Raw genomic sequence first — 16006 nt, forward strand, 5'->3', positions numbered from 1 at the left:
GGCCCGGGGCGGGTTTAGGGGCGGCCGGTTTCTCGGCGGGCTTCTTCCGGGGCGGCTTGGCGGGGTCCTGGCCGGTGTCCTGGGCGGGGAGGACGACTGGGGTGCCGGGGGAAGCGTCGGAGCGGTCGCCTGTGAGGCCGCCGGGGAGGGCCTGGAGGTGGGTGCGGGACGCGGGGATGGCGGGGGTGGCGGTGTGAGCCTGGGCCAGGTGTGCGGTGCCGTGCACGAGGCGGGCTTGCGCGGCCTGTTCGGCGAGGGGGTGGCAGCGGGTGAGGAGGGTGGCTGCGGTGGGGTTGCCGCGTAGGGCGCTGAGGGCGGTGAGGTCGTCGGGGGTCGGGCGGTACCCGGCGGCGACAGCCTCTTCGAGGAGGGTGAGGTAGCCGGCCGCGGTGCCGGGGAGGGCGGCGCGGTAGCGGGCGAGGTCGGCCACCAAGAACGCACGCAGCCGGGCGCCCTCGCGCATCGCCTCGTCGAGCGACTCGGCGAGGCGGAGACAGTCCTGGACGTCTTCGGCCGAGGCGGGGCTGGGGTGGAGGGCAAGGGCGAGAGCGCGGCGGAGCACACGCAGCTCCTCCGCGCCGAACGCCATGCCGCCGCGGGATCCGTATGGCGTGGGCATGCGGTGACGATACGCGCTAATCAGACAAACCCGGCATAGGGGGGCGGGTGTGGCGTGGGGAGCCACTCGGGTGGTGGGTGGGGGTGCGCGTGTGATGCCCGCGGCGGCCCGTTGCTGTCCGGTGGGGGTGCGCGTAGCGCCTGCGGTCGGTGAGTGGGTCGGGGCCGCGCCGGGGGGTGTCCGTCCTCGGACCGGCGGCCGGGGTCGGGCGAGAGGTGCCGTCTCTTGACGCCGGCCACTGCGGGCGGACACCCCCCGACACGTCCCCTTCCCGCCGTACGCGAGTGCAGGCCCGTGGGGGTACGCCCTCCATCTCCGTACGCCGGATCGCCGAACCCGCCAGTCGCATGCCACGGCAGTCCGCCGAGTCTGGGGGCGCAGCAACCTGCCTCGCCGGCCGACCGCAGTCCCCCAGCCTGCGGGCCGCAGTTGCCGCCTGGGCTGCGAGGCACGGGAGCCTGCCCAGCTCGCACGCCACCGCAGCCCGCCCAACCTGCGGCGCGCCGCAATCTGCGCAGCCTGCGGACAGTCGTGCCGCTGGGGCGGCACGGGTGGGCGCAGGCGGCACTCCGTAGCGCCGGGCTGCGCGACCCACCCCGCCTCAGCCCCCGACGCCGGGCAGGCCACAAGCAGGCGGCACCGTCGCGCGCGGCCCCACCGACGGAGTCACATGCGGGAGACGTTGCGTTCGTAGACCAGGCGTAGGCCGATCAGGGTCAGCCACGGCTCGTGTTCGTCGATGACCGAGGATTCGCCCAGGACCATGGGGGCCAGGCCGCCCGTCGCGATGACCGTGACGTCGTCGGGGTCGTCGGCGAGTTCGCGGGCCATGCGGGTGACCACGCCGTCCACCTGGCCGGCGAAGCCGTAGATGATGCCGGACTGCATCGCCTCGACCGTGTTCTTGCCGATGACGCTGCGGGGGCGGGCCACCTCGATCTTGCGGAGTTGGGCGCCGCGGACGCCGAGGGCCTCGACCGAGATCTCGATGCCGGGGGCGATCACACCCCCGACGTACTCGCCGCGCGCGCTGACCGCGTCGAACGTCGTCGCCGTACCGAAGTCGACGACGATCGCGGGGCCGCCGTAGAGGTCGACCGCCGCGACCGCGTTGATGATGCGGTCGGCGCCGACCTCCTTGGGGTTGTCCGTGAGGATCGGTACGCCCGTCTTCACGCCCGGTTCGACGAGGACCGCGGGGACGTCGCCGTAGTAGCGGCGGGTCACCTCGCGCAGTTCGTGGAGGACGGACGGGACCGTCGCGCAGATGGCGATTCCGTCGATGCCGTCGCCCAACTCCTCGCCGAGCAGCGGGTGCATGCCCATCAGGCCCTGGAGGAGCACCGCCAGTTCGTCGGCCGTGCGGCGGGCGTCCGTCGAGATGCGCCAGTGCTCGACGATGTCCTCGCCGTCGAACAGGCCGAGGACGGTGTGGGTGTTGCCTACGTCGATCGTGAGGAGCATGCCCGTTCCTACTCCGCCGCTCGCAGGTCCAGGCCGATGTCCAGGATCGGCGAGGAGTGGGTGAGGGCCCCTACGGCCAGGTAGTCGACGCCCGTGTCGGCGTACGCCTTGGCGTTGGCGAGGGTCAGGCGGCCCGAGGCCTCGAGCGCCGCCCGGCCGTGCACGAGAGCCACCGCCTCCTCGCACTCGCCCGGCGTGAAGTTGTCCAGGAGGATCAGGTCCGCGCCCGCGTCCACCACCTCGCGGAGTTGGTGGAGGGTGTCCACCTCGACCTCGATGGGGACGTCCGGGAAGGTCTCGCGGACCGCCTTGAAGGCCTGGGTCACGCCGCCCGCGGACACCACGTGGTTGTCCTTGACCAGCGCTGCGTCCGAGAGGGACATGCGGTGGTTCACTCCGCCTCCGCAGCGCACCGCGTACTTCTCCAGGGAGCGGAGGCCCGGGGTGGTTTTGCGGGTGTCCCGGACCTTCGCCTGCGTGCCTTCCAGTACGTCCGCCCACGCGCGCGTGGCCGTCGCGATGCCCGACAGGTGGCAGAGGATGTTCAGGGCGCTGCGTTCGGCCGTCAGGAGGTCTCGGGTGCGGGTGGTGATGGAGAGGAGTTTCTGGCCTGCCGCCACCTTGTCGCCGTCCTCCACGTGGCGCTCCACCTCGAACTCGTCCTCGCAGACGATCGAGACGACCGCTTCGGCGACCCTGAGGCCCGCCACGACGCCCGCCTCGCGCGCGACGAAGTCGGCCGTGGCGACTGCCTCTTCGGGGATGGTCGCGACCGTCGTCACGTCCACGCCGTGCGCCAGGTCCTCCTGGATGGCCACATTGGCGATGTCCTCGACCTCGACCGGGTCGAGGCCCGCGTCGGCCAGGAGCTGGGCGAGCGCGGGGTCGAGGCCGCACTCCAGGTACTCCTCGTCGGCACCGCAGGCGCAGTCGTCGCCGCAGCCGCCGGTCGAGGCGAGGGGAAGGTCGGGGGTGGTCACTTCTGTCACTGCTCCTGCTGTGGCATGGGGGTACCCCCTGCTCGAGCGAAGTCGAGAACTTGGGGGAGGGTCGGGGGGAAGTCTGCGGTTTCGGTGGTGTGCACGGCCAGTGTGCGGTCCGGGTTCAGGCGTACGACGATGTGGCGGCGCCAGGTCGTGTCGTCTCGGTCGGGCACGTCCTCGCGCCAGTGGCAGCCGCGGGTCTCGTCGCGGAGCTGTGCCGCGGCCACCAGGACCCGGGCGACGCACAGGAGGTTGGTGGACTCCCAGGTGTCCACGCCGGGTTCTGCCGTCTTGCCGTTCTCGGTGAGGGCGTCGCGGGCCTCGGTGTGCAGCTGCTGGAGCTGCTCGGCGGCCTTGGCGAGGGAGTCGGCGGAGCGCAGTACGCCGGCGCCGTCGGTCATGATCCGCTGGATCGCGAAGCGGGCCTCGGGTGCGAGCAGGGGGTGCTCGGGGGTCTCCGGGTACGGCACGGGGTGCGGCACGCGCGCGTGGAGGCCGTCGGCGGCGCGGGACGCCGCGATGTCGGCCGCGATGCGCTCGGCGTAGACCAGGCCTTCGAGGAGTGAGTTGGAGGCCAGGCGGTTGGCGCCGTGCACGCCCGTGCAGGCCACCTCGCCGCACGCGTACAGGCCGGGGACGGTCGTACGGCCCTGGGAGTCGGTGCGTACGCCGCCGGAGGCGTAGTGGGCGGCCGGGGCGATCGGGATGGGGTCGTGCACCGGGTCGATGCGGTGGGCGCGGCAGGCGGCCAGGATCGTCGGGAAGCGGTGCTCCCACATGTCGGCGCCGAAGTGCCGGGCGTCGAGGAACATGTGCTCGGCGTCCTGCTCCTGCATGCGCCGCATGATGCCCTTGGCGACGATGTCCCGGGGGGCGAGTTCGGCGAGTTCGTGCCGGCCCAGCATGAAGCGCACGCCGCCGGCGTCGACCAGGTGGGCGCCCTCACCGCGTACCGCTTCGGAGACCAGGGGCTGCTGGCCCTCCGCGTCCGGGCCGAGGAACAGAACGGTGGGGTGGAACTGCACGAATTCGAGATCGCTGACTTCGGCGCCGGCTCGGAGTGCGAGCGCCACGCCGTCGCCCGTCGAGACGGAGGGATTCGTCGTCGCCGAGAAGACCTGGCCCATGCCGCCGGTCGCGAGGACCACGGCGGGGGCGTGGACCGCTCCTACGCCGTCGTGCTGGCCCTCGCCCATGACGTGCAGGGTGACGCCCGCCGTACGGCCCTCCGCGTCCGTGAGGAGGTCGAGGACGAGCGCGTTCTCGATCGTGCGCAGGCCACGCGCGCGGACCGCCTCGACCAGGGCGCGGGAGATCTCCGCGCCGGTCGCGTCACCGCCCGCGTGGGCGATCCGGCGGCGGTGGTGGCCGCCCTCCCGGGTGAGCTCCAGGCCGCCTTCCTCGGACTCGTCGAAGTGGGCGCCGGTCGCGATCAGGCGGCGTACGGCGTCCGGGCCCTCGTGGACGAGGATGCGGACCGCTTCCTCGTCGCACAGGCCCGCGCCGGCGACCAGGGTGTCGTCGAGGTGCTGTTCGGGGGTGTCGCCCTCGCCGAGGGCCGCGGCGATGCCCCCTTGGGCCCAGCGGGTGGAGCCGTCGTCGAGGCGGGCCTTGGTGACCACGACCGTCCTGAGGCCGGCGGCCTCGCAGCGCAGGGCCGCGGTGAGGCCTGCGACGCCGGAGCCGACGACCACGACGTCCGCGGCGATGGACCACCCGGGCGCGGGCGCGTGCAGTCGTATGCCTGTGCTGGTCACGAGGCGGCTCCGAAGATGAGGGGGATGTTGTCGATCAGCCGGGTCGTCCCGACCCGGGCGGCGACGGCGAGGACGGCCTCGCCGGTGAAGTCGTCCTCGTGATCGGTGATCTCCGTGAAGTCCGATGGGTCGACGAGGGCGAGGTAGTCCAGTTCGAGCGGCGGGTCGAGGCGGGCGGCCTCGTCGAGGACCAGGCGGGCGGCGGCGCGGACGGCCGCCGCGGCGCCGGGGACGGCCTTGGCGACGGCGTGTGCGTCGGCCGCCGCGCGGGACTCCCCTATGGCGCTGAGCGCCTCGGCACGCGCGCGTGTGGCGGGCACTTCGCGTGCCCGCGCGCGGAGCGCCTCCTGGGCCGCGTGGCGGTCGCGGCCGGCGAACAGCGCCTGGGAGAGGGCGAGCGCGGTGCGGCGTTCCTTGGGCGAGAGGTAGCGGTTGCGGCTGGAGAGCGCGAGGCCGTCCTCCTCGCGCACGGTGGGGACACCGACGATCTCGACGCCGAAGTTCAGGTCGCGCACCATGCGGCGGATCAGGGCGAGCTGCTGGGCGTCCTTCTGGCCGTACAGGGCGATGTCCGGGCGGGTGAGGTGGAGCAGCTTGGCGACGACGGTGAGCATGCCGTCGAAGTGGCCGGGACGGGAGCTGCCTTCCAGGCGCTCGCCCATGGGGCCGGCGCTGATGCGCACCTGGGGCTCGCCGCCCGGGTACACCTCGTCGACCGAGGGGGCGAACACCGCGTCCGCGCCCGCCTGTTCGGCGATCTTGAGGTCGGCGTCCAGGGTGCGCGGGTAGCGGTCGAGGTCCTCGCCCTTGCCGAACTGCAAGGGGTTCACGAAGACGGTGACGACGACCTCGCCGTCCGGCCCGGCGATCGTGCGCGCGGTGCGGATCAGGGTGGCGTGGCCCTCGTGCAGGGCGCCCATGGTCATCACGACGGCGCGGCGGCCGGCACGCGTGCGTGCGTGCAACTCGTCGGCGGTGCGCAGCAGGGTGGTCATCGGGCGTCTCCCTCGGCGCCGTCGGTCCCGTCGGTCCCGTCGGCGAGTACCCCGAGGAGGTCCTCGGCGAGCTCCGGTTTGAGCAGTCCGTGGGCGAGCGCCCGGTCGGCGGTCGCGCGGGCCATCGCGAGATAGCCGGCGACGGTCTGCGGGGCGTGCCGCCGCAGCTCGGTGACGTGCGCGGCGACGGTGCCCGCGTCCCCGCGCGCGACGGGGCCGGTCAGGGCCGCGTCGCCGGAGCGCAGGGCGTTGTCGAGGGCGGCGCCGAGCAGCGGGCCGAGCATCCGGTCGGGGGCCGCGACGCCCGCCTCGCGCAGCAGCTCCATGGACTGGGCGACCAGCGTCACCAGGTGGTTCGCGCCCAGCGCGAGCGCCGCGTGATACAGCGGGCGCATCTCCTCGGCGACCCACTCGGGTTCGCCGCCCATCTCGATGACGAGGGCCTCTGCGGCCAGCCGCAGCTCCTCGGGCGCGGTGACGCCGAAGGAGCAGCCGGCCAGGCGCTGGACGTCCACGGGCGTGCCGGTGAAGGTCATCGCCGGGTGCAGGGCCAGCGGCAGCGCGCCCGCGCGCAGGGCCGGGTCCAGGACCTTCGCGCCGTACCGCCCGGAGGTGTGCACCAGCAGCTGCCCCGGCTTCACCGCCCCGGTCTCGGCGAGGCCCTCGACCAGGCCGGGCAGGACGTCGTCCGGGACGGTCAGCAGGACCAGCTCGGCGCGCGCGAGGACTTCGGCGGGCGGCACGAGCGGCACGTCGGGGAGCATCCGCTCGGCCCGTCGCCGGGAGGCGTCGGAGACCCCTGAGACGGCCACCGGGCGGTGCCCGGCGAGCTGGAGGGACGCGGCGAGCGCGGGGCCCACGCGGCCGGCGCCGACGACACCGACGGTGAGCCGCGCGGGGCGGTCCTTTGGATCTGGCTGTTGGCTTGTAGTCACGCGAAGGCGGCCTTCCCGTTCCAGTCCGCTCCGGGTACCGGACGATTTCTCGTCATGTTAACGCGATTGGTTCGAGCGGCGTCCGGTTGTCCACAGGCTGTGGGTTTCGCCACGCCTTCGCGGGTGCGGCCGGTTCAGGACGGTGGATCAAAATGCGGGTGCCCGGGTAGGCGGGCGCGCGGCATGATCCGGGACATGAGCGATACGGCGGAGCGGGACGGGCAGCGGGCGGGGGCGGAGCCGAAAGCGCCGGCAGCCGACGAGCAATTGTCGGACGGGCAGTTGTCGGACGACGAGCGGCGCAAACAGCGCCGTGAACGGCGCATCGTCGCCTACAGGGGCGCGGGGCGCGTCCTCGCGCGCCCCGGATTCCTGGGCACCCTCCGCGAGCGCCTCGCGCTGCTGGACGAGGCGCGTGCGCTGGATCTGCACGACCTGGACGAGCAAGCGGACCTCTACGGCGACGGCATCGTCGAGGCCTTGGAGGAGAGGACCGCCGGGCTGCTCGGCACGGAGGCCGCCGCGTTCTTCCCGACGGGCACGATGGCCCAGCAGGTGGCCCTGCGCTGCTGGGCCGGCCGTACCGGGAACCCGACCGTCGCCCTGCATGCGCTGGCCCACCCCGAGGTGCACGAGCGGAACGCGTTCAGCCAGGTCGGCGGATTGCGCCCGGTCCGCGTGACGAGCGAGCCGCGGCTGCCGACCACCGCCGAGGTGCGCGACTTCGACGAGCCCTTCGGGGCGCTGATGCTGGAACTGCCCCTCAGGGACGCCGGTTTCGTCCTGCCCTCCTGGGAGGAGCTCACGGAGGTCGTCGAGGCGGCGCGGGAGCGCGACGCGGTGGTGCACTTCGACGGCGCCCGCCTGTGGGAGTCCACCGTCCACTTCGGCCGCCCGCTGGAGGAGATCGCGGGCCTGGCGGACAGCGTTTACGTGTCGTTCTACAAGTCCCTCGACGGCTTCGGCGGCGCGGCCCTCGCCGGTCCGAAGACGCTGGTGGACGAGGCGAAGGCCTGGCGGCACCGCTACGGCGGCACCGTGTTCCAGCAGTTCCCGACCGCCCTGTCGGCGCTCGCCGGCCTGCAGCGGGAGCTTCCCCGGCTGCCCGAGTACGTCGCCCACGCGCGCGTGGTGGCCGCGGCGCTGCGCGAGGGGTTCGCGGCGGCCGGGGTGCCCTGGATGCGGGTCAACCCCGAGCCGCCGCACACGAACGAGTTCCAGGTCTGGCTGCCGTACGACGCCGATGACCTCGCGGAGGCCGCTGTCCGGCAGGCGGAGGAGACGAGAACCCTCCTGTTCGCGAACGGCTGGGACGCCAAGGGGCCCGGGCTGGCCTGCACCGAGGTCTACGTACGCGCCGCCGGGCTGGAGTGGACGGCCGACGACGTGAAGGAGGCCGTCGCCCGGTTCGTGGCCCTGCTGACCGAGGAGATCAGTAAGTAGAGCGGGGCCGCGGATGCAGCCACCGGGTCAGGGCCGGCGCCGGGCGCGGGCGGCGTGGGCTCGCCGAGCTGCCGTGCGCGGTAGGTGGGGATCGGGCTCCGCGGCCGCCCCGGTGATCCCAGGCTTGCCTCCGTGCGGCGGCCACGTCGCGTCGATTGACGGCCGCCGTCAATCGACGGCCGCGTTGTCAGTGGCCCGGTGCACCATGAGGGCATGACCGTGAGCATCGACATCGCCGGGCTGCGGCCGGAGAGACTGGCCGTCGTGCCCTCGCCCCTGGCCGAGCTCGGCATGGCGCTGCACGCGCTGTCGGAACCGGGGCACCACCCGGGCCTGCAGGGCTGGGTGACGAGCGTGACGGCCCGGCTGGACTCGCATCTGGCCGACCGGATGTGCGAGGCCGACTTCCTGTGGCGGACGACGTTCTCGGACCTGTTCCTGCCCTTCGCCGGCATCCCGGGCGGCAGCGCGCTCCCGGGGGCCACGCTCGCGGAGGAGCTGGACCAGCTGGACAAGCTCACGGACGAACAGTTCGTGGACGCTGCGCTGGAGTTCACCTGCGCGCTGCCGTACGAGATGCCGGCGCCCGACGTACTCGGCGACGCGGGCCTGCGCCGACGTGCTCTGGAGCTGGCCGCCGCGCGCGGGCCGCAGCAGTTGCGGTTCAGTGAGCGGTTGCTGGCGGATCCGCCACGGATCCGGTCCTGGCTGCGGCAGTTCCTTCAGGACTGCGACGCGGCGTTCTTCGCCGAGGCGTGGTCCCGCCTTCGGCACCAGCTCGCGGCGGACGCCCGGCACAAGACCGACCTTCTGCGGCACAAGGGGCTGACCGAGGCGCTGACCGCGGTGTCCCCGGCTGTGAGCGTCGACGAGACCGCCGGAAGGATCACGATCGACAAGCTGCGGCTGGGCCACACCGTCATCAAGGACAGCAGCCTGCTGCTGGTACCGACGAGCCTGGGCTGGCCGCATCTGCAGGTGCTGGATCGGCATGGTTGGCAGCCTGTCCTGCACTACCCGGTCGGCTCCCCCGGGCTCGCCCCGCCGCCCTCGGTCGACGAGCTGACCCTGAGGATGACCGCCCTGTCCCACCCGGTGCGCATGCAGCTCTGTCGCAACCTCGCTCGCAGCACCTACACCACAAGCGAACTCGTACAGATCCACGGCATGACCGCACCCGAGATATCCCGGCACCTGAGCGTCCTCAAGAAGGCGGGCCTGATCACCACCCGCCGTCGAGGCCGGTACGTCCTGCACCAGCTGGACGTCACCTCGGTGGCGCGGCTCGGCAGCGACTTCCTCGAGGCACTCCTGAGGTGACCGTCAGTCGAACCGGATGTGCCTGAACCCGACGCCCACCTGCCGCAGCCCGGCCAGGACGGCGATGCGGTCCGCCGTCTTCGGCTGGGGCGTTCTTTCCGGCGACGTACTGAAGGAGGTGCCCGAAGCCACGCTCCCGGAGCCGCTTCAGGACCGTCTCGCGCTCGGCGGCGAGGGCGAAGCGCCGTACTTCGTAGCCGAGTTCGCGCAGTCGACCAGCGGTCTCGCCGCCCCGCAGCGGGAGTTGACTCGCAGACCTTCAGGCCGAAACTCAGCCGTGCCCGCCCGCCCGCACCAGCCCCGTCTCGTACGCCAGGACGACCACCTGCACCCGGTCGCGCAGCCCCAGCTTGGTCAGGATGCGACCCACGTGGGTCTTCACGGTCGCCTCGGACAGCACCAGCCGCGCCGCGATCTCCCCGTTGGACAGGCCCTGCGCGACCAGCACCATGACCTCGCGCTCGCGGTCGGTGAGCCGCTCGAGCTCCTTGTGCTGGGGCTCCTTGCCGTGGGACGGCAGCATGGGCGCGAACCGGTCCAGCAGGCGCCGGGTCGTCGACGGGGCGACCACCGCGTCGCCGCTGTGCACCGAGCGGATGGCGGCGAGGAGTTCGCCGGGCGGCACGTCCTTGAGCATGAAGCCGGAGGCGCCCGCCTTCAGGCCGGAGAAGGCGTACTCGTCGAGGTCGAAGGTGGTCAGGATCAGCACCTTGGGCGGTTCGGGCTCCGAGCAGATGCGTCGGGTGGTCTCCACGCCGTCCAGCTTCGGCATGCGCACGTCCATCAGGACGACGTCGACGGGGGTCGAGCGCAGCACCTGAAGGGCCTCGACGCCGTCGCCCGCCTCCGCGACGACCTCCATGTCCGGCTGGGCCGCGAGCACCATCCGGAACCCGGTGCGCAGCAGCACCTGGTCGTCGACGAGCATCACGCGGATCGTCATCGGGGTCCTCTTCCGTGTCTTCCGTATCCGTCTACAGGGGCGTTACAGGTGTCAACAAAGGGCATGCGCGGGCTTCAGTGAGCCGGTTTGAGCGGCAGCAGCGCACTGATGCGGAATCCTCCGCCCGGGCGGGGCCCCGCGTCCAGCGTGCCGCCGACCATGCCGACGCGTTCGCGCATGCCGATGAGGCCGTGCCCCCGGCCGTCGGCGCCGCCCTCCTCGTACAGCTCGTGCGGGGCGCCCTTGCCGTCGTCCTCGACGAGCAGGCCGAGGCCGTCGTCGAAGTAGACCAGGCGCACACTCGCACCCGCGTTCGGACCGCCGTGCTTGCGCGTGTTCGTCAGCGCCTCCTGCACGATGCGGTACGCCGTCAGCTCGACGCCGCTGGGCAGCGGACGCGGGGTGCCCTCGACCTTGAAGTCGACCGGCAGGCCGGAGCTGCGGCACTGCTGGATGAGCTCGTCGATCTGCTCCACGTCGGGCTGCGGGACGTACTCGCCGCCCTCCTGGTGCTCGCCGGTGCGCAGCACGCCCAGCAGGCGGCGCATCTCGGCGAGGGCCTGGCGGCCGGTGGAGGAGATGGTCTCCAGGGCCTTCTTGGCCTGGTCGGGCGCGGCGTCGAGGACGTAGGCCGCGCCGTCGGCCTGCACCACCATCACGGAGACGTTGTGCGCGACGACGTCGTGCAGCTCGCGCGCGATCCGGGCGCGTTCAGCGGCGACCGCGACCTTGGCCTGCGCCTCGCGCTCCTTTTCGAGCCGGGTCGCGCGCTCCTCCAGCTGCTCGTAGTAGGCCCGGCGGGTGCGGATCGAGTCGCCGAGCACCCAGGCGAGCGCGAACGGAACCGTCAGGAAGATCACCAGGGCCACGTTGCCGATGACGCTGGACTCCTGCTCCGGCCAGCGCAGCTGTGCCAGCGGCGCGGCGCACAGGCCCGCGCCGAGCGCGACCCGGGAGGCCCAGCGGGCGCCGGTCGCGGCGACGGTGTAGGTGATCACCAGGAAGGCGAAGTTGGCGGCTGTCGTCGCCACGTTCAGCACCAGCTGCGCCAGGCCCACAGCGATGGCGAGCAGCAGCATTTTCTCCGGCATACGCCGGCGCAACGCGATCACCAGGCACAACAGGAGAATGACCGGGACGATGGCCGCCTCGGAGTCCGTACCCGAGATGTCCTGCCCGCCCTCCTCCCGAACGGCCACGGTGACCACAGAGATCCCGAAAAGGAAGACGGCCCAGAAGCTGTCGACCCATGTCGGGTGCCTGCGGATGAAGTCATAGAGGCGTTGCACGTAACCCAGCGTAGGGAAGCGAGATGCGTGCAGGGGTCAACCGGAGGGCCGATCCGCACACCGTGCGTGTACTCCGCAAGGTGGAGGCTGCGTTCTTCCGTGCGCTTAGCCTGGGCCGGTGACAGCAGAGGCGGCGAGTGAGTGGCGCGGGTGGCGTGCGGCGGCGGGATCCGCCCTGTACGGGCCGGGCGGCTTCTACCGTCGGCCCGAGGGACCGGCCGGCCACTTCCGTACGTCCGTGCACGCGTCGCCCCTCTTCGCCGGTGCCGTGGCCCGGCTGCTGTGCCGGATCGACGAGGCCCTGGGCCGGCCCGCGTCGCTCGGCTTCGTCGACATGGCGGCAGGGCGGGGCGAGCTGGTCACGGGTGTACTGGCGGCCCTTCCCGCCGAGGTGGCGGCACGCACGCGTGCGTACGCCGTCGAGATCGCCGATCGCCCGCAGACCCTCGATCACCGGATCGAGTGGCTGCCCGAGCCGCCGCCGGGGATCACGGGCCTGCTCTTCGCCAACGAGTGGCTGGACAACGTCCCCGTGGAGGTCGCGGAGGTGGACTCCGCGGGCGTACCGCGCAGGGTCCTCGTACGGCGGGACGGGACGGAGCGCCTCGGGGAGCCGGTCGCCGGCGCCGAGGCCGAGTGGCTGGCGCGGTGGTGGCCGCTGGGGTCGGCATCATGCGCTGCGGAAGGTGCCCCGCTCACGGAGGGCATGCGGGCCGAGATCGGCCTGCCGCGGGACGAATACTGGGCCGCGGCTGTCGCGACGCTGGACCGGGGCCTCGCGGTCGCCGTGGACTACGCGCACACGAAGCACACGCGCCCGCCCTTCGGGACGCTCACCGGCTTCCGCGAGGGCCGCGAGACGGCGCCCGTGCCGGACGGCTCGTGTGACATCACGGCGCATGTGGCGCTCGACGCGTGCGCGCTGCCCGGCGCGAGCCTGCTGTCCCAACGCGACGCCCTGAGCGCCCTGGGCGTCACAGGCTCGCGCCCCCCGCTGGAACTGGCCTCCACCCGGCCGGCCGACTACGTACGAGCCCTGGCGACCGCGGGCGAGGCGGCCGAACTCACGGCGGCGGGCGGACTCGGGGACTTCGGTTGGCTTCTGCAGCCAGTTGGAATTCCGGACGTACTGGCGGATCCAGCAGCCCCATAGGTTGGAATTCCAAACGCACTCGCGGGGCGGCGCCCTACTTGTCGATGTCCCCGACCACGAAGAACATCGACCCCAGAATCGCCACCATGTCCGCGACCAGCGTCCCGGGCAGCAGCTCGACCAGCACCTGGATGTTGTTGTACGACGCCGAGCGCAGCTTCAGCCGGTACGGGGTCTTCTCGCCCTTGCTGACCAGGTAGTAGCCGTTGATGCCGAGCGGATTCTCGGTCCACGCGTACGTGTGCCCCTCGGGCGCCTTCAGCACCTTGGGGAGCCGCTGGTTGATCGGCCCGGGCGGCAGCTCGGCGAGACGGTCGAGACAGGCGTCGGCGAGGTCGAGGGAGTTGTGGGTCTGCTCCAGCAGGCACTCGAACCGGGCCAGGCAGTCGCCCTCGTCCCGGGTCACGACCTTCAGGACGTCCCCCAGCTCGCCGTACGCGAGATAGGGCTCGTCCCGGCGCAGATCGAAGTCCACACCCGAGGCGCGCGCGATCGGCCCGCTCACGCCGTACGCGTGCGCGGTCTCCGGCGCGAGAGCGCCCACGCCCCGTGTGCGCCCCCGGAAGATCTCGTTGCCGAGCACCAGGTCGTCGAACCGGTCCATACGCGAGCGCACATCGGCGACGGCGGTACGCGCGCGCGTGGTCCACCCGGCCGGCAGGTCCTCCTTCAGGCCTCCCACCCGGTTGAACATGTAGTGCATACGCCCGCCGGAGACCTCCTCCATCACGTGCTGGAGCTCCTCGCGCTCCGTGAAGGCGTAGAAGATCGGCGTGATCCCGCCCAGCTCCAGCGGGTACGACCCGAGGAACATCAGGTGGTTGAGCACCCGGTTGAGCTCCGCGAGCAGCGTCCGGGTCCACACGGCCCGCTCCGGCACCTCCATGCCGAGCATGCGCTCCACGGCGAGCACGACGCCCAGCTCGTTGGAGAAGGCCGACAGCCAGTCGTGGCGGTTGGCGAGCATGATGATCTGCCGGTAGTCGCGGGCCTCGAAGAGCTTCTCCGCGCCGCGGTGCATGTAGCCGATCACGGGCTCCGCGCGCGTGATGCGCTCGCCGTCCAGGACGAGCTTGAGGCGCAGCACACCGTGCGTGGACGGGTGCTGGGGCCCGATGTTGAGCACCATGTCGGTGCTCTCCGCGGCGCCGCCGATACCGACCATGGTCTCCGTCGTAGGAGTCATGGACACAGTCTCTCCTACGTACGCTGGCCTCATGGAGACGGGGAGCCCGGGGAACACGGGGACAGCCGGAGACGAGCAGGCGGGGGCCGAACACGCGGGGGCCGAGCCGGGGTGGACCGGGCTGCCGCCAGGCCTGCTCCGCATGCGACGGCTGTTGCTGGTGGTGTGGCTGGGCCTGCTGACGATCGGTCTCGCCGTGCTGCTCAACCTGTTCGCCGGGCCCGCCTGGGCGGCCTTCGCGCTGCTGCCCCTGGCGCTCATGGCATGGGGCTGGGTCATGCTCGGCCGCAACTGGCGTTCGTGGCGCTACGCCGAGCGCGCCGACGACCTGCTGATCAGCCGGGGCGTGCTGTGGCGCGAGGAGACGGTGGTGCCGTACGGCCGCATGCAGCTGGTCGAGGTCACCTCGGGCCCCGTCGAGCGGCACTTCGGCCTGGCCAGCGTGCAGCTGCACACGGCCGCGGCGGCCACCGACGCCACCATCCCCGGTCTCGACCCGGCCGAGGCCGAGCGGCTGCGTGACCGGCTCACCGAGCTCGGCGAGGCCCGATCGGCGGGCCTGTGACGGCGCCGGGCGTCGACGGCGCCGTCCGCGAGCAGCGCCCCGTGGCCGAACGGCGCCTGCACCCCGTGACGCCGCTCAGGCGCGCGTGGGCGCCGGTCGCCGTGCTGATCGGGTGGGCCGTGCACGACCCCGACCAGGCGCAGCGCCAACTGACCAGGCTGACCACGACGACCCTCCTGATCGCGCTCGCCGTGCTCGTCCCCGCGGCCGCCCTGTACGGCTTCCTCACCTGGTGGTTCACGCACTTCGCGGTGACCGACACGGAACTGCGCATCCGTACCGGCCTGGTGTTCCGGCGCACCGCGCACATCCGGCTGGAACGCATCCAGGCCATCGACGTCACCCAGCCGCTCCTCGCGCGCGTGGCGGGCGTTTCGAAGCTCAAACTGGACGTCATAGGCACGGACAAGAAGGACGAACTCGCCTTCCTGGGCGCGGAGGAGGCGCGTGCGCTGCGCGCGGAACTCCTCGCACGCGCCGCCGGTTTCGCGCCCGAGACGGCGCACGAGGTCGGCGAGGCGCCCTCCCACCAGCTGCTGCGCGTGCCTCCGGCCGTCCTGGCCGTCTCCCTCGTCCTGACCGGCGCCACCTGGGGAACACTGGCCGCCGCTGTCGTCGTTCCCGCGATCCTCTGGCTGGTCACCGAGAGCCCGTGGACGGTGCTCGCGACCGCGGTTCCGCTGTTCGGCGCGGCGGGGGCGAGCAGCGTGGGGCGGTTCGTCACCGAGTACGACTGGACGGTGGGCGAGTCGCCGGACGGGCTGCGCCTCGACCACGGTCTGCTCGACCGGGCGCACGAGACGGTGCCGCCCGGCCGCGTGCAGACCGTACGGATCGTGGAGCCGCTGCTGTGGCGGCGGCGCGGGTGGGTGCGGGTGGAACTGGACGTGGCGGGCTCGTCGAACTCGGTCCTGCTCCCGGTCGCCCCGCGCGAGGTCGCCGAGTCGGTCATCGCGCGCGTGCTGCCCGGCGTGACCGTCCCCACGCGCGCGTCCCTGGCGCGTCCGCCGCGGCGGGCGGGCCGGTGCATGCCGTTGTGGTGGCGTGGGTACGGCCTGGCCGTCACGGACGCGGTGTTCGCCGCCCGCATCGGGCTGTTCCGGCGAAGCCTGGCGCTGGTACCGCACGCGAAGGTCCAGAGCGTACGGCTGACCCAGGGCCCCTGGCAGCGCGTGTGGGGCGTCGCCGACGTCCACGTGGACACCGGGGCCAACAAGACCGTGACCGCCCGGCTGAGGGACGCCGGGGAGGCCGCGGAGCTGCTGCGGGGGCAGGCGGAGAGGTCGCGTACGGGACGGAAGGGGGCCCGGCCGGATCGGTGGATGGCCTGACGCCGGTCAGGCCGGCCCTGAAC

General features: G+C 72.7%; 14 protein-coding genes and 1 pseudogene. 5 read left to right on the forward strand and 10 right to left on the reverse strand.

Features of this window, described 5'->3' with window-relative positions; genetic code table 11:
* The 6 genes from IF78_RS0139720 to IF78_RS0139745 form a co-directional block, all read right to left on the reverse strand.
* The coding region (locus IF78_RS0139720; protein ID WP_031498738.1) for a hypothetical protein at positions 1-589 on the reverse strand (589 nt) is incomplete at its 3' end.
* Between the two features lie 696 nt (positions 590-1285).
* Positions 1286-2083 carry a type III pantothenate kinase gene (locus tag IF78_RS0139725; RefSeq protein WP_031487439.1) on the reverse strand — a complete coding sequence of 266 codons (798 nt, stop codon included), beginning with the start codon at positions 2081-2083 and terminating at the stop codon, positions 1286-1288.
* Between the two features lie 8 nt (positions 2084-2091).
* Positions 2092-3063 carry a carboxylating nicotinate-nucleotide diphosphorylase gene (gene nadC, locus IF78_RS0139730; protein WP_031487440.1) on the reverse strand — a complete coding sequence of 324 codons (972 nt, stop codon included), beginning with the start codon at positions 3061-3063 and terminating at the stop codon, positions 2092-2094.
* 5 nt (positions 3064-3068) lie between these two features.
* On the reverse strand, positions 3069-4823 hold the full coding sequence (locus tag IF78_RS0139735) for an L-aspartate oxidase (protein ID WP_031487441.1): 1755 nt from the start codon (positions 4821-4823) through the stop codon (positions 3069-3071).
* Positions 4820-5818, reverse strand: coding sequence for a pantoate--beta-alanine ligase (gene panC, locus IF78_RS0139740; RefSeq protein WP_031487442.1), 999 nt, complete (start codon positions 5816-5818; stop codon positions 4820-4822). Before panC ends, IF78_RS0139735 begins: the two co-directional genes overlap by 4 nt.
* The gene (locus IF78_RS0139745) at positions 5815-6753 is read right to left on the reverse strand and encodes a Rossmann-like and DUF2520 domain-containing protein (RefSeq protein ID WP_031487443.1); all 939 of its coding nucleotides are present in this window, start codon (positions 6751-6753) and stop codon (positions 5815-5817) included. Before IF78_RS0139745 ends, panC begins: the two co-directional genes overlap by 4 nt.
* 195 nt (positions 6754-6948) lie before the next feature.
* On the opposite strand from IF78_RS0139745, the gene IF78_RS0139750 reads away from it, so the two are divergent.
* A complete protein-coding gene (locus IF78_RS0139750) occupies positions 6949-8196 on the forward strand; it encodes a threonine aldolase family protein (protein ID WP_037642444.1) in 1248 nt (415 codons plus the stop codon).
* A 213-nt stretch (positions 8197-8409) separates the two neighbouring features.
* Entirely contained in the window at positions 8410-9516 is a 1107-nt protein-coding gene (locus IF78_RS0139755) for a DUF5937 family protein (RefSeq protein ID WP_031487445.1), read from the forward strand.
* A gap of 3 nt (positions 9517-9519) precedes the next feature.
* Here IF78_RS0139755 and IF78_RS47065 read toward each other — a convergent pair.
* From IF78_RS47065 to IF78_RS0139770, 3 genes and pseudogenes are all read right to left on the reverse strand, one after another.
* A pseudogene (locus IF78_RS47065) lies at positions 9520-9742 on the reverse strand (ATP-binding protein); the annotation flags it as partial.
* 45 nt (positions 9743-9787) lie between these two features.
* Entirely contained in the window at positions 9788-10459 is a 672-nt protein-coding gene (locus IF78_RS0139765; RefSeq protein WP_031487446.1) for a response regulator transcription factor, read from the reverse strand.
* Positions 10460-10533: 74 nt separating this feature from the next.
* Positions 10534-11748, reverse strand: a complete 1215-nt coding sequence (locus tag IF78_RS0139770; protein ID WP_031487447.1) for a sensor histidine kinase — start codon at positions 11746-11748, stop codon at positions 10534-10536.
* Positions 11749-11866: 118 nt separating this feature from the next.
* On the opposite strand from IF78_RS0139770, the gene IF78_RS0139775 reads away from it, so the two are divergent.
* Positions 11867-12901 (forward strand): SAM-dependent methyltransferase, encoded by a 1035-nt coding sequence (locus IF78_RS0139775; protein ID WP_031487448.1) that lies wholly within the window; start codon positions 11867-11869, stop codon positions 12899-12901.
* A gap of 34 nt (positions 12902-12935) precedes the next feature.
* On the opposite strand, the gene IF78_RS0139780 is transcribed toward IF78_RS0139775, so the two are convergent.
* Entirely contained in the window at positions 12936-14087 is a 1152-nt protein-coding gene (locus IF78_RS0139780) for an NADH-quinone oxidoreductase subunit D (protein WP_031487449.1), read from the reverse strand.
* A gap of 31 nt (positions 14088-14118) precedes the next feature.
* Between IF78_RS0139780 and IF78_RS0139785 the strand changes: the two genes are divergently transcribed.
* Positions 14119-14652 (forward strand): PH domain-containing protein, encoded by a 534-nt coding sequence (locus tag IF78_RS0139785; protein WP_031487450.1) that lies wholly within the window; start codon positions 14119-14121, stop codon positions 14650-14652.
* Positions 14649-15983: a PH domain-containing protein gene (locus IF78_RS0139790; protein ID WP_031487451.1), complete on the forward strand. Its 1335-nt coding sequence runs from the start codon at positions 14649-14651 to the stop codon at positions 15981-15983. The genes IF78_RS0139785 and IF78_RS0139790 overlap by 4 nt, the downstream gene beginning before the upstream one ends.
* Positions 15984-16006: the final 23 nt, after the last annotated feature.

Origin of the sequence: Streptomyces bicolor (assembly GCF_000719285.1) — a bacterium.
GTDB classification, from domain to species: Bacteria; Actinomycetota; Actinomycetes; order Streptomycetales; family Streptomycetaceae; genus Streptomyces; species Streptomyces bicolor.

Excerpts from the sequence above, each read along its gene's own strand:
- IF78_RS0139725 (WP_031487439.1), bottom strand. The coding sequence starts at position 2,083 with ATGCTCCTCACGATCGACGTAGGCAACACCCACACCGTCCTCGGCCTG.
- panC (WP_031487442.1), bottom strand. The coding sequence starts at position 5,818 with ATGACCACCCTGCTGCGCACCGCCGACGAGTTGCACGCACGCACGCGT.
- IF78_RS0139750 (WP_037642444.1), top strand. The coding sequence starts at position 6,949 with ATGAGCGATACGGCGGAGCGGGACGGGCAGCGGGCGGGGGCGGAGCCG.
- IF78_RS0139755 (WP_031487445.1), top strand. The coding sequence starts at position 8,410 with ATGACCGTGAGCATCGACATCGCCGGGCTGCGGCCGGAGAGACTGGCC.
- IF78_RS0139765 (WP_031487446.1), bottom strand. The coding sequence starts at position 10,459 with ATGACGATCCGCGTGATGCTCGTCGACGACCAGGTGCTGCTGCGCACC.
- IF78_RS0139780 (WP_031487449.1), bottom strand. The coding sequence starts at position 14,087 with ATGACTCCTACGACGGAGACCATGGTCGGTATCGGCGGCGCCGCGGAG.
- IF78_RS0139785 (WP_031487450.1), top strand. The coding sequence starts at position 14,119 with ATGGAGACGGGGAGCCCGGGGAACACGGGGACAGCCGGAGACGAGCAG.